Origin of the sequence: Agrobacterium pusense (assembly GCF_900102105.1) — a bacterium.
GTDB classification, from domain to species: domain Bacteria; phylum Pseudomonadota; class Alphaproteobacteria; order Rhizobiales; family Rhizobiaceae; genus Agrobacterium; species Agrobacterium pusense.
The window spans coordinates 38,228-54,580 of the sequence record NZ_FNBB01000014.1 but is presented as its reverse complement, the minus strand read 5'-3'; the positions used below and the strand labels follow the sequence as shown (position 1 = coordinate 54,580).

The window sequence follows — 16,353 nt, the reverse complement described above, 5'->3', positions numbered from 1 at the left end:
CAAACAGCACTGGACAAGTGCATGGCATTTAAGCCAGAAATTCTGATCTGGATCGATAAATCTGAAGATTAGAATATGGCGCCCAATTTCCTTCTCGTTGATGCTGAAAAAGAATTCGATGTGCTGAAAGCGGCCGCATCGCTGATCCGCGTGCAGATATTGAAGCTCTTGCACGAGGCGAGCGGTCTCAATGTCAACGAAATTGCGCAGAGACTGGATTTGCCCCAGTCCACCGTTTCCGCCGGCGTGGCCGTTCTGGAGGAGGCGGGGTTGCTGCGAACCGAGACGCGCAAGGCGCGCAAGGGTAGCCAGAAAATCTGCTTTGCCACCTGCGACGAACTTATCGTTTCCTTCCGAAAACCCGAAACCCCGGCGACCTCAAACTATATTGCCGTGGCGATGCCTCTCGGCCTTTACACGCAAAGTTCGGTAACGGCGCCCTGTGGCATCTGCTCGCCGGAGGGCATTATCGGGCTTCTGGATGTGCCCGATACGTTCATGGATCCGGACCGCATGAAGACGGCCTTGTTATGGCTGACATCGGGTTTCGTCGAGTATCAGTTCCCTAATAACGCCAAGATTCAGGGGCGGGAGGTCGAGGAAGTCGAGTTTTCCATGGAGGTCAGTTCAGAGGTTCCCGGAACCCACAGCAACTGGCCGTCGGACATCACCCTGTCCGTCAACGGCAGGGAAATCGGCGTCTGGACGTCGCCCGGCGATTTCGGAGACAAGCGGGGAACATTTACGCCGGACTGGTGGAAGCTGTCCGGTTCGCAATACGGTATGCTGAAAACATGGCGGATTACCGCCCAGGGGACCTTTGTGGATGGCACCCGGATTTCGGATGTGACGCTCGCGGATATCGATCTGACCAGCCACCGTTCCATCCGTCTGCGCATCGAGGTCAAGGCGGATGCGAAACATCCGGGCGGGCTGAACATATTTGGCCGCGGGTTCGGAAATTACGACCAGGACATCGTTTTACGCCTGCGAACGGCTGCCTGATCCAGCAAATTTAATAAGTATGATTTTCGCGGTTGACAGGCGCGGATTCCCTCGGCAACTATATTATCAAATGTGGTTCATACCATATTTCACGATATAAATGCGCATGGGAGGAGAGCCTTATGAAAGCGCGGGTTTCAGTCCACCGGGACTTCCGGATTGGGCGTATCGACGATCGTCTTTATTCCGCCTTCATCGAACATATGGGGCGCGCCATATACGGCGGCATCTACGAGCCGGGCCATCCTCAGGCGGATGAAAACGGCTTTCGCAAGGACGTTCTGAAATTCGTGCAGGACCTGAAGATCCCGGCCATCCGTTATCCGGGCGGCAACTTCGTTTCGGCCTATCGCTGGGAAGACGGCATTGGGCCGCGCGACCAGCGTCCCATCCGGCTCGATCTCGCCTGGCGCTCCAAGGAAACCAACCAGATCGGCATCAATGAATTCGCCGACTGGGCGCAGATGGCCGGCATCGAGATGATGCTCGCCGTCAATCTTGGCTCCCGTGGTCTGGACGACGCCCGCAACTTCCTCGAATACGTCAACTTCCCCGGCGGTACGACGCTCAGCGATCTGCGCCGCAGCCATGGCGCCGAAAAGCCGCATGGCGTGAAAATGTGGTGCCTTGGCAACGAAATGGACGGTCCCTGGCAGATCGGTCACAAAACGGCGGTGGAGTACGGGCGTCTCGCCAACGAAACCGCCAAGGCCTTCAAGGGTTTCGATCCGACTATTGAAGCAATCGTCTGCGGCAGCTCCAATGACGGCATGCCCACTTATCCCGAATGGGAGCGGGAAGTTCTCGAGGAGTGCTATGAAAATGTGGATCACATCTCGCTGCACAAATATTTCGGCAACAACAGCCGCGACACGCTGAATTATTTCGGCAAGATCGAGGAAACCGGACGCTACATCCAGACGATTGCGGGCGTCATCGATTATGTGAAGGCGAAGAAGCGCGCCAAGAACGACGTCTCCATCTGCTTCGACGAATGGAACGTCTGGTATCACATCCGCGAAGAAGACGGCAAACGCATCAAGAGCTGGGACTGGCCGGAAGCGCCCGCACTTCTCGAAGAGACATACAATTTCGAGGACGCGCTGTTCGTGGCGGGTCTGCTCAACGAGTTCATCCGCCGTTCGGATCGGGTGCGCATCGCCTGCATCGCGCAGCTCGTCAATGTCATCGCGCCCATCCGTGCCGAGAAGAACGGCCCGGCATGGCGTCAGACGATCTATTATCCATACCAGTTTGCTTCGCTTTATGGCCGTGGCGTCGCGCTGAATGTCGCCGTTGATTGCCCGACCTATGACTGCAATGCGGCCGATGACGTCAAATATCTCGATGTCGCCGGTGTCTATGACGAGGCGGAAGGCATGGTGACATTGTTCGTGTTGAACCGGCACTTGACCGAGGCCGCCGACCTCGATGTCAGCCTCACCGGTTTCTCGTCGGCCACGCTCGATCTGCATCTGGCCATGGCGGGTTACGATCTGCGTGTCGGTAATGGCCCGGATCAGCCGGATCGTGTCGTGCCGGTGCCGGGCAGCGGTGTTGGCGTCGAAGACGGAGCGCTGAAGGGGTCCGTGCCGGCGCTGTCTTATCATGTGCTGCGTCTGAAGGTTCAGTGAGGCGGCCATGGGTGTCCGTCTCAACAATATCGCCAAGTCCTTCGGCTCCTTCGCGGCGATCCGGGATGTCTCGATGGATATCCCGACCGGCAGCTTCGCGGTCTTCGTCGGGCCTTCCGGCTGCGGAAAATCCACGCTGCTGCGGATGATTGCCGGTCTTGAAGAGACCAGCGGCGGATGCATCGCCATCGACGACCGTGATGTCACGGCCGTCGAGCCGGCGGATCGCGGCGTTGCGATGGTTTTCCAGAACTATGCCCTCTATCCGCATCTGACGGTGTTCGAGAACATGGCGTTCAGCCTGCGTCTTGCCCGCCGGCCGAAGGCGGAGGTGAATGAGAGGGTGGGCGAGGCGGCCCGCATCCTGCAGCTGGAAGATCATCTGCAGAAAAAGCCTTCGCAGCTTTCCGGTGGACAGCGCCAGCGCGTCGCCATCGGCCGCGCCATCGTTCGACAGCCGAAGGTCTTCCTGTTCGATGAGCCGCTTTCGAACCTCGATGCGGAGTTGCGCGTGCAGATGCGGCTGGAGCTGACCCGGCTCCACCGCAAGCTGGGTGCCACAATGATCTATGTCACCCATGATCAGGTGGAGGCCATGACGCTCGCGGACAAGATCTTCGTGTTGAAGGGCGGCGTCGTGCAGCAGGCGGGTGCACCGCTCACCCTCTATGACGATCCTGATAACCGGTTCGTCGCGGGCTTCATCGGCTCACCGGCGATGAACTTCCTGCAGGCGGACGTCGTCGGACAGCACGAAGGCGTCGTGACGCTTTCGCCCGATGGCGGGCATGGACATATCGAGGCGCGGCTCTCGCAACCCGTCTCCGCCGGGCAGCGTGTCGAGATCGGGATCCGACCCGAGCATCTGATCATAACACAGGACGGTGCCTTGCCGGTCGTCGTCGAGGTCGCGGAAGAGCTGGGCGACGTCTCCTACCTCTATACCCGCACCGGGGCCGGCAGGGAAATCATCGTGCAGCGCCAGGGCTCGCGCGAGAGCCTGGATGGCCGTCCGGTTTCGCTCACCGCCGCGCCCGACCACATCATGGTTTTCGACAGCGACGGCAGAAGGTTGCGATAGGCGCGAGGAGGCGCCTGTCGAGGCAGCAGACCATCCCCGATGGGGTGTTTTCAAAGAAAACGGGAGGAGTGAACGATGCGACTGATCAAGACATTGCTTGTTGGCACGGTTCTGGGTTTGACCGCCCTGCCGGCGCTGGCCAGACAGGATATCGTCTGGTGGGATTTCCTGTCCGGCGGTGACGGCGTGCGCATGAAGGCGCTGATCGATGCCTTCAACAAGGAACATCCTGATATTCAGGTGAAGGGAACGACGCTCGAATGGGGCGTGCCCTTCTATACCAAGGTACGGACCGCTTCTGCCGTCGGCGAAGGACCTGACGTCATGACCTATCACCTGTCCCGTGCGCCGCTGGCGCTGCAGGAGAAGGTGCTGAGCGAGATTACCGACAAGGATCTTGAGGATGCGGGACTGAAGAAGGACGATTTCTTCAGTGCGCCGCTCGATGCGGCCACCCATGACGGCAAGCTTTATGCCGTGCCTTTCGATATTCACGCGCTGGTTCTCTATTACAATGCCGATCTTCTCAAAGGCTCGCCCTATATCGATGCCGAAGGCAAGCTGACCGGTATCAAGACGATAGACGACTTCGAGAAGGCGCTGGCCTGGGCCAAGGAAAAAGGCGTCGAAACGCCGGTCACGTATCAATCCGGCGGAGAAGCCGGTGTCTGGCGCGTCTTTTACACCTTGTTCTCGCAGCAGGGTGGTGAACTCGTCACCAATGGCGAGGTGCTGGCCGGCGACAATGCGGAGAAGGCCGCCAAGGCTATCGATACCATGTCGAAATGGCGCGAAAACGGCTGGGCGCCGGAGCAGGCGGAATATCCCGCTTCCGTCGCGCTCTTCTCCGCCGGAAAATCCGCCTTCCAGCTGAACGGCGTCTGGGAAGTGCCGACCTACAAGGACCTGGAAAAGAACAACAAGCTGGGCTTCAAATGGAGCGCGGTCGAGGTTCCGCCCTTCATGGGTAAACGCGCTACATGGGCGGATTCACACGCTTTTGCCATTCCCAACCAGGGTGACAAGACCGTTTCCGGCGAAAAACGCGCCGCGGTGATGAAGGTAATCGGCTGGATGGAAAAACACGCCATCAGCTGGGCCGATGCTGGCCACATCCCGGCCTATAAATCGATCACCGAGGGCAGCGATTACAAGGCGATGCAGCCGAACGCCACCTATGCGTCACTTGCAGAAGCAGCCGTGTTCGATCCGAAAACGACGATCACGGGTGTCGCTTCGCCTGCCTATGATGCCGCGCTCAACGTCATCGCTCCGGCCATTCAGGGCTTCATGAGCGGCACGGATGCGGTGGAGCAGATCAAGGAAGAGCTGCAAAGCAAGCTGAAGTGACAGGAACCGGCCCTCCGGTCTCTGGCCGGAGGGCGCCTGCAATGCGTGAAGTCCCGGAGACAGTCCATGGCTATGATTGAAAACCGGCGCAAGAAATCGCTGATCGCGCTGTCGATGGTGACGCCGTTCATCGTGGTCTTCGCCACCTTCTTCCTTTATCCGCTGGTCGAGATGGTGCGCATGAGTTTCACCGATGCGCCCCTGATCGGTGATGGAAACTGGGTCGGGTTTGCAAACTACGCAAAGCTGCTGAGCGACCGCCTGTTTATAACGTCGCTGAAGAACAACGGTTATTTTGTGCTTCTAACCGTGGTCCCGACGACCGTCATCGCGCTGATGATCGCACTCGCCGTCAGCCGCCTTTCGGGCGTCAGGCAGACGGTTGCGATGAGCCTGTTTTTCTTGCCCTATGTCTTGCCTGTATCGGTCGTCACGGAAATCTGGACGTGGATGCTCGATCTTCAGTTCGGCATTCTTCAGCCGGTGATTTCCCTGTTTGCCGGAAAACCGGTCGCGGTCTTCAAGAATCCCTATTGGGTCATGCCGATGGTCGCTGTCGTCACCATCTGGTGGACCAACGGTTTCAACGTATTGCTATTCATCGCGGGTCTTCGCAACATTCCGGCCGAGCTTTATGAGGCCGCCTCGCTCGATGGCGCAACGACGTGGCAACGCTTCTGGCGCGTGACCTGGCCGCTATTATGGCCCGTGACAGCCCTCGTGCTGACCCTTCAATTGATCCTGCAACTGAAGATATTCGACCAGATCTATCTCCTGAGCGGCGGCGGCCCTTTCAACTCAAGCTTTGTACTGCTTCTAAAGGTCTATCGTGAAGCCTTCCAGCTCAACAATGGCGGTTATGCCTCTGCCGTCGCCACCGTGCTGTTCCTGCTGATCGTCATCGTTTCCATTCTCCAGTTCCAGTTGCTGCGCATCCGGAGGAACTCATGAGCCTCACCAGAAGACTAGAAAACATCATCCTGACCGTGCTGACCTTCTCGGCGGCGCTGGTGTGGATATTTCCGCTCTACTGGACCTTCGTCACCTCCATTCGCTCGGATGAGAATGTTGCAGGGAACACCTTGCTGATACCCGACGAGTTCCGGCTGAGCGCCTATGTGAACGCCATCTTCAACACGCAGTTGATGAACTGGTATATCAACTCGGTCGGCACGGCGGCGATCGTTACCGTATCGGTGCTTCTTATCTCGATGTTGTGCGCCTATGCCCTCTCGCAGATACGGTTTCCGGGCCGACGCCTGCTCTATGGCATCGTGCTGGCGAGTTTCATGGTGCCGGCGCAGACGCTTGTCGTCACGCAGTTCATCCTGATGAAAAACCTTAACCTCATCAACACCTGGGCAGGCATCATCCTGCCGCAGCTCATCACGCCCATCGTCATCATCGTCTACAAGCAGTTCTTCGACAGCGTGCCGAAGGAGATGCGCGAGGCTGTGGTTTTGGATGGCGGCGGTGAGTATACAATCCTTTTCAAGGTCTACCTGCCGCTGAACTGGGGCATTACGACCGCCATGGCGATCGTGACATTCATCACGGTCTGGAACGCCTTCTTCTGGCCCTTCCTCGTCGTTACCTCGGAAAACATGATGACGATCCCGGTCGGCATCACCCAGGTCAATGACACATTCGGCGTTGCCTATGCCCGGCTGATGGCCATCGCCATGCTTGCCGCGCTGCCGGTCATCATCGCCTACGTCATCTTCCAGCGGCGGGTAACGGAAGCCATCATGATCTCGTCCGGTGTGAAAGGGTGAGGGGGCGGACGATCAGATGACATGCGCCTTGTGCAGGGCTGTCAGCACGTCGTTCTTGAGGGTTGCCAGCCGGGGTGAGCGCCGGTCACGGGGGCGTGGCACTTCCACCTCGATCTCCTCCTGTATGCGACCGTCATGGGCACCCATCATGTAAATCCGGTCGCCGAGATAGAGAGCTTCATCGATATCGTGGGTGACGAGAAGGAATGAGATGCCGCGCTGTTCCACAAGCTTCAGAACAAGGTCCTGAAGCTTCATCCGCGTGAAGGCATCGACCGCGCTGAAGGGTTCATCCAGCAGCAGGATACGCGGTTGCGTATAGAGCGCCCGAGCGATGGCGACACGCTGCGCCATGCCGCCGGAAAGCGCCTTCGGCAGCGCCGCGCCGTGGCCGCTGAGGCCTACGTCGTTGATCAGCCCTTCAACCCGCTGCACGTCGAATTTCTTGCCGGCCGCATAGCCGATATTTTCGGCAACCGTCAGCCAGGGCATCAGGCGGGGTTCCTGAAAGACGAAGGCGATCGGCGGCGTGTCCGTCGCTCCGTCTTCTTCCGCCGTGTTGATCGTCACTGCGCCGGCAAATCGCCTGTCCAGACCTGCGGCGATGCGCAGCAGCGTGCTCTTTCCGCAGCCGCTTGGCCCGAGAAGAACCGCCGCTTCGCCATCGCCGAGCCCCAGATGAATGTCCTGAAGGACAACGGTATCGCCGAAGGCCTTTTCGCGCACGTCAACCTGAAGCAGGCTCATCGCAACCGACCTCCTTCCTGCAGGGGATAGGTATCGCGCCAACGCAGGCAGCGTTCCTCGACGATCTTGAACAGGCTGTCGGAAATCTTGCCGAGCACCGCAAGGCAGATGATGGCGATCATCACCAGATCGGGACGGGACAGTTCCCGCCCGTCGGAAAGCATGTAGCCGATCCCTTCGGATGCGGCCAGAAGCTCGGCTGCCACGACGCTCAGCCAGGCGAGGGACAGCCCGTAACGCAGGCCGGTGAAAAGATGAGGCAGGGAGGCCGGGATAAAAATTCGCCAGACCAGTACGGGCAGGGGCTGGCGATACATTTCGCCCACTTCCACAAGTTTGCGATCCACATTGCGGATGCCGGAGAACAGGTTGAGATAGACCGGGAAAAACGCGCTCTTGGCGATCAGGACGATTTTAGAGGTTTCGCCGATGCCGAACCAGATCATCAGCAGCGGCACCCAGGCGAGGCTCGGAACCGCGCGCAGGGCCTGAAACGTGGGCTCCAGATAACGCTCGGCGGCAACGACCAGCCCAACCAGCGATCCAACGATGACCGCAAGCACCGAGCCGATGACGAAGCCGACGAAAACGCGGGCGGTGCTTGCCGCGACATTGGTCCAGAGAGGTCCTTCGGCAAGCCGCAGAAACGTATCGTAGAGTTCCGATGGCGGCGGCAGCACATAAGGGCTCACCCAGCCCATGCGAACAAAAAGCTCGAGCAGCAGCAAAGACCCGACCGGCACGATCGCACCGCGCAGGTCGAACCGTGTGAAGAAAGCCCCCACCTTTTGCACAAGCGTCGATCGGGAAGGAGACTGTCTGGATGGCTGTCTCACGCGCTGAAATTCGCGCGGATGGGAATTCATGCGCCCAGCACCTTTTTCGCCGGAGCCGGGTCTATCAATGACGCAAGAACATTGTCGACATTGACGCCCGGACGCAGGACGTCGTCGCCAAGCAGCGGGGTAACGATACGGATCGAATTCAGCAGTTCTTCACCCGGGACGGGGTCGTTCCAGTCACGCTTGTTGATGGTAAGTTCCGTGATCTTGGGGTCGTTGCCCGTGACCTTCGTGACGAAATCGATGAATTCGCCGTTATTCTCGCGGATCCATTTCTGCGTCTGCACCCACACGCCGAGCAGACGCTCTACCGCGCGCGGGTGTTTTGCCAGGAACGTCTCCGATACGCTGAAGACACTGCCGTCGCGCCAGCTACGCTCATCGAAAATTGCCCTGTCGCCGGCAAGCTCGGCCTGGGAGGTGTGCGGATCGATACCGACCCAGGCATCCACCTGTCCCTGCTGCAGCGCGTTGAACCCCTCGGGGTGCTGCAGGTTTACAACCTTCAGATCATCGACTGACAGCTTGTGTTGAGCAAGCGCGCGGACAAGGGTGAAATAGGGAGCCGTGCCCTTGGTGACGGCAATGGTCTTGCCCTTGAGATCGGCCACCGTCTTTACCGGCGAATCCGGACGCACCTGAATGATGGACGAACCGCCCCAGCTTGCTACATAGATGACTTTCAGCGGCACGCCATTGGCGCGGGCAAGAAAGGCCGAAAGCGCCGCGGAACCGGCGAAATCGGTCGAGCCGACCTTGAGGAACTCCAGCGAGTTGTTGCTGCCGCGCGATTGTACCCAGGTGATCTTGGTGCCGACATCCTTGAACGCTTCCTCAAGCCAGCCCTTGTTCTTTATCAGCAGTGTATGGGACGAATAAAATCCCCAATCCAGCTTCAGCTCTGCCGGAAATTCCGGCGTGCTCTGTGCCAGCGCACCGCGAGTTGCAAGCGGCGCGGCAAGCGCGCCGGCAATACCGAGCTCGAGGATATGGCGGCGGGAATGTTCGGCCTTCATTTAATTCACCTATTTTATGGATTTTATATACATAAAGGCTAAAGGCAGGTGTTTTTGTGGTCAATACGCACCTCTGGAACCCCATGCCAAACTTCGAAAGCGGCGTGGAAAATCTCCCTAATCCCGGAGGGATCGGCGCGACATCCCGTTATCAAGCAAAGAAGCGGTTGACCGGGCGGTGCAGTCCGAGATGATCGCGCAATGTCGGACCTTCATAGTCCGTTCGGAAAACTCCGCGTTTTTGCAGTTCCGGTACGACCAGCGTGGTGAAATCGTCAAGGCCGGCGGGCAGGAAGGGGAAGGTGACGTTGAAGCCGTCCGAGCCTTCCTCATGCAGCCATTGTTCCATCTCGTCGGCGATGGTTTTCGGCGTGCCGACGAAGGCGAGCCCCGCATAGCCGCCCAGCCGCTGCGCGAGTTGACGCACCGTCAGCCCTTCGCTTCTGGCAAGTTCTATCACTCTTTCGCGGCTGGATTTGCTCGCATTCGTTTCCGGAATGTCGGGCAGCGGGGCGTCGGGATCGAAACCGGACACATCGTGACCCAGCGCGATCGACAGCGATGCTATCGCGCTTTCATAGTGGACGAGGCTGTCGAGCCTGGCGCGCTTGGCTTTTGCCTCCTCGACCGTATCGCCGACAAGAACGAACGCGCCAGGCAGAATGACGATGCCATCACGCGACCGTCCGGCGGCGACCGTCCTGTCCTTTACGTCCTTGTAAAAGGCCTTGCCGGCTGCAAGGGTGGGTGTGGCCGCAAAGACCACCTCAGCGGTTTCGGCGGCGAGCTGGCGTCCGGGTTCGGATGCGCCGGCCTGAACGATGACCGGCCAGCCCTGCACCGGGCGGGCGATATTGAGCGGTCCGCGCACCGAAAATTCGGGGCCCCTGTGGTTCAGCACATGCATTTTTTCAGGGTCGAAGAACAGTCCGCTATCGACATCCCGAATGAAGGCATCATCCGAAAATGAATCCCACAGCCCGGTGACGACGTCATAGAATTCCCGCGCGCGGCCATAGCGCTCGGCGTGGTCGGGTTGATCATCTCGGCCGAAATTCCGGGCGGCGTCCGGGTTCGAGGTTGTGACGATGTTCCAGCCGGCGCGGCCATTGCTGAGGTGATCGAGAGAGGCAAAACGCCGGGCCACGTGATAGGGCTCGTCGAACGTGGTGGACGCGGTGGCGACGAGACCGATGCGCTGGGTGACGGCGGCCAGGGCGGAAAGAAGCGTGAAGGGCTCGAAGGAAGTAACGGTATGGCTGCGGCGCAGTGCCTCCGTGGGCATGTTCAGGACGGCGAGATGATCGGCCATGAAAAATGCGTCGAATTTCGCAGCTTCGAGCTGCTGCGCGAAACGCGCCAGATGGGCGAAATTGAAATTGGCGTCAGGAAAGGCGCCGGGATAACGCCATGCGCCCGTGTGGAGGCTGACGGGCCTCATAAAGGCGCCGAGATGCAGTTTGCGATCATTTGCCATTGGGTTTCACTCTCTTGTCGGTGTTTCGGCGCGGACGGCTCGCTGTCGCATCCGCTGGCGGGCGCAAGCCCGCTTCTTGCTTGCGGCGACGATATCCCCGTCAGGGAGTTGGCGCGGCAAAGACTATTCCGATTATGATTTACAAACCGAAAGATTTTTCCCGGGATCGCGTTTGCGACGATGCAACCGTCGCTGCCGACCGGTTGTCGCGGGCGGTTGATGTGTCTGCAACTTCGTATCGTCGTGACGGGGCCGCGTCGTGTGAAGGTCCGGCAGGCGGCCTGCCACCGGACCTCTCTTTCGGCGCCGTCCGCGTTCAGACTGCCAGAAGCGCCTCGTTGCCCGTGCGGCGGGTCTCAATGGCGCTTTCCGTTTCGATACGCTTGCCGGTAGCCGGATCGAAGAAGTGCAACTGTGCGGCCGGCAGGCCGAGATGGATGCGCTGGCCGGGCTTCACGGCCAGGTCCTCGCCTATGGCAGCGGAGAATGTTTCGCCGGCAATCTCGGCGTGTACGATGCGGCCCGATCCCAGTTCTTCGACGAAATCGACGATGGCCGGCACGCCCTCGCCATCCGCGCTGACGAGGCATTGCTCCGGGCGGATGCCGACCGTTACGTCGCGGCCGCGCAGTTCCAGTGCGGTTTCGGGAAAGAGTTTCACCGGCGTGCCGGCCAGCATGACGGCGTGGGATTCCACTTCAACCCGGGTGGTGAACAGGTTCATGGCCGGCGAACCGATGAAGGATGCAACAAAGGTGCTGGCGGGACGATGATAGATATCGAGGGGATGACCGACCTGTTCGACGATACCCCTGTTCATCACGACCAGCCGGTCGGCCAGCGTCATGGCTTCCACCTGGTCGTGGGTGACGAAGACGGAGGTGGCGGACAGGCGCTGGTGCAGCTTGCGGATTTCGGCGCGCATGGTGACACGCAGCTTGGCGTCGAGATTGGAGAGCGGCTCATCGAACAGGAAGACCTGCGGCTCCCGAATGATTGCGCGGGCCATGGCCACACGCTGGCGCTGGCCGCCGGAAAGCGCAGCCGGCTTGCGTTCCAGATAATCGGAAAGGCCGACAATCTTCGCCGTTTCCTCGATCCGGCGCTGGCGCTCGGCCCTGGCGACGCCAGCGACTTTCAGCGCGTAGCCGATATTGCCGGCGACGGTCATGTGCGGATAGAGCGCGTAGTTCTGAAATACCATGGCGCATCCGCGTTCACGCGGCTCGAGCCTGTTGACTACGCGTCCGCCAATCGCGATCTCGCCGGAGGTGATGTCCTCCAACCCGGCGATCATGCGCAGAAGGGTGGACTTGCCGCAGCCGGAGGGGCCGAGGATGACGACGAATTCGCCGGAGCCGAAAGTGAGATCCACGCCATGCAGCGTGGGGGTCTTGCCATAGGATTTGCGGAGCTGGCGGATATCGATCTGAGCCATGATGGGAACCTTGTTGTTAAAAGCCGCGTGCCGTCACTTTTCGGACGAAACGAGACCGCGGACGAACCAGCGTTGCAGGAAGGCGACAACGAGAAGCGGCGGTGTGATGATGATGAGGGAGCCGGCCAGGGTCACGTTCCAGTCCGGCGTGCCGTCTTCGGCGGGCAGAAGGGCGCGCAGCGACATCATCACCGTCTTGTAGGAAGGATCGGTGACCATCAATAACGGCCAGAGATACTGGTTCCAGGCATAAACGAACATGATGGTGGTGAGCGCCGCCATGTTGGTTCTGGAGAGCGGCAACAGCATTTCCACGAAGAAGCGGATTGGCCCCGATCCGTCCATGCGCGCCGCTTCAGCCAGTTCGTCGGGGATGGTCATGAAGAACTGGCGGTATAGAAAGGTGCCGGTGGCGGTTGCGACCAGCGGCAGGGTGAGGCCGACATAGGAATTCAGGAGGTTCCACTCCACTGAGACCTCAATTCCGAACCATCCGAGGATGGAGCGGAAAGGCTGGAAAATATCCGCGGCTACCGAATAGGTCGGCACCACGCGCACTTCCAGCGGCAGCATGAGGGTGATGAACACCGTCCAGAAGAAGAGGTGCTTCAGCGGCGAGCGGAAGAACACGATGGCGAAGGCGGTAAAGGCCGAAAGGGCCACCTTGCCGATCGTGACCAGCGTGGCCATGATCATGCTGTTGAGAAGGGCGTTGCCGAGATTGGCGCGTTGCCAGGCGGTTTGGGCATTGGTGAGGAATTCGCCCTGTGGCAGAAAGCTGAACGGGATGCTGTTGACCTGAACGACAGACTGGCTAGCGCCGGCGATCACGACGAGCAGGGGACCGATGAGCAGAAGAAAACCGGCAATCATCAGCCCGTAGGTCAGGGCGTCGGCATAAGGGGTGCGCTGGATCATCGTCGCCTCACTTGTAATGGACCTGCCGCTCGACGAAGCGGAACTGGATGAAGGTGAAAATCATGATGAGGCCGATGAGGACGAGGCTCTGTGCCGAGGCGCCGGAATAGTTCAGCCCCTCGAATGCTTCGCTGACGATGCGGTAGACCATCACTTCGGTGGCGTGGTTGGGACCGCCCTCGGTGGTGGAGGCGACGATGCCGAAGGTATCCGCGCCGACGAAACCCTCCGTCATCATGATGACGGTCAGGAAGAACAGGGTCGGTGCCAACAGCGGCACCTGAATGTCGATGGCGCGGCGGACGGGCCCGGAGCCGTCCATAGCGGCTGCTTCCGTCAGCGCGCGCGGCACGGATTGCAGGCCGGCGAACAGGAAGATGAAGGTGTAACCCGCCCATTTCCAGATGAAGATGACGATGACGAGGATCAGCGCGTGCTCGCCATATTTTGCCGGGTTCCAGAAATCCGGCCACCAGGCGTTGAGCGAGGCGGCAAGCCCGCGTTCCGGCGAGAGGATGAAACGGAATGCCATGCCCGCCGCAGGCCCGGCGATGGCGTAAGGAAGAATATAGAGCACCCGGAAGAAGCCGGAGCCGGGAAGGGCGCGATCCACGCAAAGCGCAAGGACAAGGCCGATGAGAATGGTGAAGAACGGACCGGCGACGGCGAAGATCAGGCTGACGAGCACCGATTGCCAGTAAAGCGGATCGAAGAAGGTCTCCTTGAAATTGGCGAGCCCGACGAATTCCGCCGCACCGCCGAAGGGCGGTTCAAGTGTGAACGCCCAGTTGATGACCGCTGCCACAGGCCAATAAAAGAACAGAAAGATCAGCAGAAGCTGCGGCAGGGCGAACAGCACGGGTAACCACGTGCTCTTGAAGACGGCGCGCTTTTCCATTGAGTAACCGGCAAAAGTGGAGAACTGGACGGGCTTGCCCGGGAGATCCCGCGGGCAAGCCCCTTCAAAACGGCAAAGTTTAGTTCAGCTTGGCGCCGGCATAGGTCTTTTCGAAGCGGCGCAGGCCGGCATTCGAGCGCTCGACGGCCTTGTCGAGTTCCCCCTGAACGTCGGCATTCTGCATGAAGATGGCTTCGAGTGCCGTGGAGACTTCCTTGCGGATCTGCGTGAAGTTGCCGAGACGGATGCCGCGGGTATATTCGGAAGGCGGCGTGAAGGTCAGGCTCTCGATTGCCTTTTCGCGACCCTTATAGGGTGCCTTGTCGTAGAAGCCGTTGGCCTTCATGGCGTCGAAGCCGGTCTTGGTGACCGGGATGTAACCGGTGACCGTGGACCACCACTGAACCATCTCCGGCTGGGCGATGAAGTTGAGGAATGCTGCCGCGCCCTTGTATTCCGCTTCCGGACGGCCGGCCATGACCCACAGGGAAGCGCCACCGACGAGCGAGTTCTGCCGCTGCGTGCCCTTCCAGACCGGCAGCATGGCCACGTCCCACTTCACGCCCTCAGGCATGCCCTTGCCCACGGTGCCGTGCCCGGCAATCGAAGACATGAACATCTGGCAGGTCTGCGAGGTGAAAGCGGGCAGGATGTCCATGCCGAGCTGCTTCGTCTTGACGACGAACAGCTTCTCGTCCTGCATCTTTTTGAAGAATTTTACATGGTCGACGAACTTGGTCTTGTTGATCGTCAGTTCCGCGTCGAGGCCCTGATAGCCGTTGCCTTTGGTGGCGATCGGCTGGTTATGGATGGCGGAGAACTGTTCCATCAGCATCCAGGTGTCGAAGTTGAAGGCGAGCGGGCATTCGAAACCGGCGGCTTTCAGCTTCTTCGCGGCCTCTTCAACCTGTTCCCATGTATCGGGCTTGAAGGTGATGCCGGCTTTTTCGAACGCATCGACATTGTAATAGAACACAGCGGTGGATGAATTGTAGGGGAAGGAGTTCAGCTCGCCCGCAGCCGTTGCATAATAATTGGCAATGCCCGGGAAATAATTGTCCCAGTCGATCTTGTAGCCATTGTCAGCCATTAGCTTTTTCGCGGGAACGAAAGCCTTGGACAGCATCATGTCCAGCGTGCCGGCGTCGTAAATCTGGGTGATCGCCGGCTGCTTCTTGGCGCGGTAGGCGGCGATGGTGTTCTGCAGCGTGGCGTCGTAATCGTTCTGAGACGTGCAGACGATCTCGAATTCAGCCTGGGATTCGTTGAACTTCTTGCAGGTGTCCTGAACGCGTTCGCCAAGGTCACCGGAAAGGCCGTACCAGAATTCGAACTTGGTCTTTTCAGCGTGGGCAGCCGTGGCGCCGAAGGCGGCGGCAATGGCAACGCCGGCCATGAAAGAGGTCAGAGCGGAAGGTTTCATGAGTTGAGCCCCGTTGATGGAATGATGGCCTGATCGGCAGGGACGTCATGTCCTGAGCACGAAGCCACGGGCTCTGCTAACAGTCGTATTTGACGGATAGCTTACATTTTGTTGAACGTTTTATGATGACTTGCGGCGCAGCATCGTCGGCGCGGCGAAATACGATCGCTGGAAGCGCAATGCATGTATTTCTATTTAGACGTCAGTTATTTACGTGGAAAGCGGGCGTTCCGCTACCTGATGCTGAACCGTCTGTCTCCATCAACCCCGGCGTGCGGCTTCGATGGCGGCGACGTCGATTTTCTTCATATCCATCATCGCCGTGAAGGCTCGTCTGGCTTCTGCCCCGCCGGCAGCCATGGCATCCATCAGCACGCGCGGCGTGATCTGCCAGGAGATGCCCCATTTGTCCTTGCACCAGCCGCAGGCGCTTTCCTGGCCGCCATTGCCAACGATGGCGTTCCAGTAGCGGTCGGTTTCCTCCTGATCTTCAGTCGATATCTGGAATGAGAAAGCTTCGCTGTGCTTGAATTGCGGCCCACCATTGAGGCCGATGCAGGTTACGCCTGCGACAGTGAACTGCACCATGAGGACGTCCCCCTGCTTGCCGGAGGGATAGTCGCCCGGCGCGTGATACACTTTTATAACCTCGCTATCGGGAAACGTGTCGGCATAAAAACGGGCTGCTGCCTTTGCGTCCTTGTCGTACCAGATACAGATCATGTTCTTTTGCATGGGTATGGTCCTCC

General features: G+C 59.3%; 15 protein-coding genes. 6 read left to right on the top strand and 9 right to left on the bottom strand.

Features of this window, described 5'->3' with window-relative positions; all coding sequences use genetic code 11:
- The first annotated feature begins 75 nt into the window (after window positions 1–75).
- The 6 genes from BLU28_RS22940 to BLU28_RS22915 all read left to right on the top strand — a co-directional run bounded on the left by BLU28_RS22940 (window position 76) and on the right by BLU28_RS22915 (window position 6,845).
- Window positions 76–1,005, top strand: a complete 930-nt coding sequence (locus tag BLU28_RS22940) for an ArsR/SmtB family transcription factor (RefSeq protein ID WP_004444928.1) — start codon at window positions 76–78, stop codon at window positions 1,003–1,005.
- Window positions 1,006–1,127: 122 nt separating this feature from the next.
- Complete coding sequence (gene arfA / locus BLU28_RS22935) at window positions 1,128–2,639, top strand: arabinosylfuranosidase ArfA (RefSeq protein WP_006700548.1); 1,512 nt, start codon at window positions 1,128–1,130, stop codon at window positions 2,637–2,639.
- Window positions 2,640–2,646: 7 nt separating this feature from the next.
- Window positions 2,647–3,720 (top strand): ABC transporter ATP-binding protein, encoded by a 1,074-nt coding sequence (locus tag BLU28_RS22930; RefSeq protein WP_034496583.1) that lies wholly within the window; start codon window positions 2,647–2,649, stop codon window positions 3,718–3,720.
- A 75-nt stretch (window positions 3,721–3,795) separates the two neighbouring features.
- Window positions 3,796–5,070 carry an extracellular solute-binding protein gene (locus BLU28_RS22925; RefSeq protein WP_022562625.1) on the top strand — a complete coding sequence of 425 codons (1,275 nt, stop codon included), beginning with the start codon at window positions 3,796–3,798 and terminating at the stop codon, window positions 5,068–5,070.
- A gap of 66 nt (window positions 5,071–5,136) precedes the next feature.
- Window positions 5,137–6,021: a carbohydrate ABC transporter permease gene (locus tag BLU28_RS22920; RefSeq protein WP_034496581.1), complete on the top strand. Its 885-nt coding sequence runs from the start codon at window positions 5,137–5,139 to the stop codon at window positions 6,019–6,021.
- Window positions 6,018–6,845: a carbohydrate ABC transporter permease gene (locus BLU28_RS22915; protein ID WP_004444918.1), complete on the top strand. Its 828-nt coding sequence runs from the start codon at window positions 6,018–6,020 to the stop codon at window positions 6,843–6,845. Before BLU28_RS22920 ends, BLU28_RS22915 begins: the two co-directional genes overlap by 4 nt.
- Before the next feature lie 12 nt (window positions 6,846–6,857).
- Here BLU28_RS22915 and BLU28_RS22910 read toward each other — a convergent pair whose 3' ends face one another.
- From BLU28_RS22910 to BLU28_RS22870, 9 genes are all read right to left on the bottom strand, one after another.
- Window positions 6,858–7,592: an ABC transporter ATP-binding protein gene (locus tag BLU28_RS22910; RefSeq protein WP_077987628.1), complete on the bottom strand. Its 735-nt coding sequence runs from the start codon at window positions 7,590–7,592 to the stop codon at window positions 6,858–6,860.
- Window positions 7,589–8,458 carry an ABC transporter permease gene (locus tag BLU28_RS22905; RefSeq protein ID WP_004444914.1) on the bottom strand — a complete coding sequence of 290 codons (870 nt, stop codon included), beginning with the start codon at window positions 8,456–8,458 and terminating at the stop codon, window positions 7,589–7,591. The genes BLU28_RS22910 and BLU28_RS22905 overlap by 4 nt, the downstream gene beginning before the upstream one ends.
- The gene (locus BLU28_RS22900; protein ID WP_077987627.1) at window positions 8,455–9,450 is read right to left on the bottom strand and encodes an aliphatic sulfonate ABC transporter substrate-binding protein; all 996 of its coding nucleotides are present in this window, start codon (window positions 9,448–9,450) and stop codon (window positions 8,455–8,457) included. Before BLU28_RS22900 ends, BLU28_RS22905 begins: the two co-directional genes overlap by 4 nt.
- Before the next feature lie 151 nt (window positions 9,451–9,601).
- On the bottom strand, window positions 9,602–10,927 hold the full coding sequence (locus BLU28_RS22895; RefSeq protein ID WP_006700580.1) for an LLM class flavin-dependent oxidoreductase: 1,326 nt from the start codon (window positions 10,925–10,927) through the stop codon (window positions 9,602–9,604).
- Between the two features lie 316 nt (window positions 10,928–11,243).
- Entirely contained in the window at window positions 11,244–12,365 is a 1,122-nt protein-coding gene (locus BLU28_RS22890; protein WP_006700579.1) for a sn-glycerol-3-phosphate import ATP-binding protein UgpC, read from the bottom strand.
- Window positions 12,366–12,398: 33 nt separating this feature from the next.
- Window positions 12,399–13,283 carry an ABC transporter permease subunit gene (locus BLU28_RS22885; RefSeq protein ID WP_004444907.1) on the bottom strand — a complete coding sequence of 295 codons (885 nt, stop codon included), beginning with the start codon at window positions 13,281–13,283 and terminating at the stop codon, window positions 12,399–12,401.
- Window positions 13,284–13,290: 7 nt separating this feature from the next.
- Window positions 13,291–14,181, bottom strand: a complete 891-nt coding sequence (locus BLU28_RS22880; RefSeq protein WP_034496574.1) for a carbohydrate ABC transporter permease — start codon at window positions 14,179–14,181, stop codon at window positions 13,291–13,293.
- 79 nt (window positions 14,182–14,260) lie between these two features.
- Window positions 14,261–15,604, bottom strand: a complete 1,344-nt coding sequence (locus BLU28_RS22875) for an extracellular solute-binding protein (RefSeq protein WP_004444904.1) — start codon at window positions 15,602–15,604, stop codon at window positions 14,261–14,263.
- A 261-nt stretch (window positions 15,605–15,865) separates the two neighbouring features.
- A complete protein-coding gene (locus BLU28_RS22870; protein ID WP_034496572.1) occupies window positions 15,866–16,339 on the bottom strand; it encodes a VOC family protein in 474 nt (157 codons plus the stop codon).
- Window positions 16,340–16,353 lie beyond the last annotated feature (14 nt).